At 55.7% G+C, this 1,517-nt stretch carries 2 protein-coding genes and 1 pseudogene; all 3 read left to right on the top strand.

Translation table 11 applies throughout. The features are described 5' to 3' along the window. Positions 1 to 324: DUF29 domain-containing protein (locus AC4PR2_RS28780; protein ID WP_490846262.1), on the top strand; the 324-nt coding region annotated here is incomplete at its 5' end. 146 nt (positions 325 to 470) lie between these two features. Next, positions 471 to 1,115: a PFGI-1 class ICE element type IV pilus protein PilL2 gene (gene pilL2 / locus AC4PR2_RS28775; protein ID WP_492176034.1), complete on the top strand. Its 645-nt coding sequence runs from the start codon at positions 471 to 473 to the stop codon at positions 1,113 to 1,115. Further along, positions 1,112 to 1,517 (top strand): annotated as a pseudogene (locus AC4PR2_RS28770) (hypothetical protein); the annotation flags it as partial. The gene pilL2 and the pseudogene AC4PR2_RS28770, both read left to right, overlap by 4 nt.

Below are 1,517 nucleotides of genomic sequence, written 5' to 3'. Positions count from 1 at the left end.
GTGGGCAAGAGTGAAAAGCGCGAACTGGCCAGCCGGATGGCGGTTTTACTGGCTCACCTTCTGAAGTGGCAATTTCAACCTACTCACCGTGGTACAAGTTGGGAACTGACGATCAAGGGGCAACGCGGTTTGATTGAGCGCCGTTTAAAGAAAACCCCTAGTCTGAAAGTTGCTATGGTCGATCGGGAGTGGTTGGAAGATACCTGGTTTGATGCTTTGGCTATAGCATCAAAAGAAACGGGGATCGGTCTGGATAAATTACCCGCTTCTTGCATTTGGACTACAGAACAGATCCTGAACCAGGATTATTACCCAGAACCCTAATTTGGGTTCGTTAGCATGATTCGATAACGCCGACCTTCGGGTTGGCGTTTTTTTTTGATTAGCAATAAAGAGTTGTTAATTGAGCCTCCTGGACGGTAACCGCACAGTGACACCTGCCCATTGTCACTGAACAGGAAATCTTCCGGATGAAAAAAACAATTCTCTTCTCTTCCCTGGCTGCACTCATGCTGACCGGGTGCGTTACTCAGCAGCCACTGCAGCAACGCGATATTTCCCCTGTCACGCCTTCGGTTACCGTCACCCGCAACGTTCAACCGGTCAGCCCTGATGCTTACGGGCAGGTGCCTGAGGTCGTGCGCTACGACCGTTATTTACTGGTCAGCACCGACCCGGCGGCCGTTCAGCGTGATCCGCTCTCGCAAATCATCGATATCCGTATTCCGGCATCAGTAAAACCGACGGTGGCTGACGCGTTGCGTTATGCGCTGCGCCAGTCGGGCTATTCACTGTGCGCGACTGGACCGGCAAACGGCGTGCTGTACCGGCAGGCGCTGCCGGCGGTGCAGTACCAACTGGGGCCGATGCGTTTGCGTACCGCGCTGCAGGTACTGGCAGGCCCCGCGTGGCAGCTCGAGGTAGACGACGTGCAACGTGTTGTCTGCCACAGCCTGCGTGACGGGTATCAGTTGCCGGCGACACAGCTGCCGCCGGTGACGGTGGTTCCGGCCAGGGCGGTTTCAGCACCGGTTTCAGCGCATCCTGCTGCGACGGTCATTGTCCCTCAGCCCGTTAACGTGGTACCGACAACCGGCGGGTGGCTGAAAAAATGACTGAGCATAATGACGAAATGATGCCGATGACACCGGCAAAAAAAGGGTTGCTGCGAAGCAAGACCTTCTGGGGGGCAACGGCCGGCGTCGTTGTTGTCCTTGTTGCAGGCCTTGTCGGCTCAGGGACTATCAGGCATGTGGACCAGCGTATTGCCCTGCTTGAGCAGGCACAGAAAGCACTGGCGCCGCAGGATGGCATGAACTCTATGGCCGATGAGCTTCAGGCGCATGCTAAACAGCTTAAAAGCCTGGCTGAGCGTCAGGACTCGCTCACGCGGCAGATTGGGGCGCTGACGTTAACCAATGGGCTACCGGAGAAACTTGAGCAGCAGTTGCAGGCGCAACAGGTTGAGTTGAATGCGCTGAAAGACAGCATTGAGTCCGTGAAAAAGTCAGCGACTG

This window comes from Serratia sp. A07 (assembly GCF_058725505.1).
The sequence above is the reverse complement of the archived record's forward strand: the minus strand, read 5'-3'. Positions and strand labels throughout refer to the sequence as shown.

What these genes read in the sequence shown, in the direction of transcription:
- pilL2 (WP_492176034.1), top strand. Translation starts at nt 471, where the DNA reads ATGAAAAAAACAATTCTCTTCTCTTCCCTGGCTGCACTCATGCTGACC.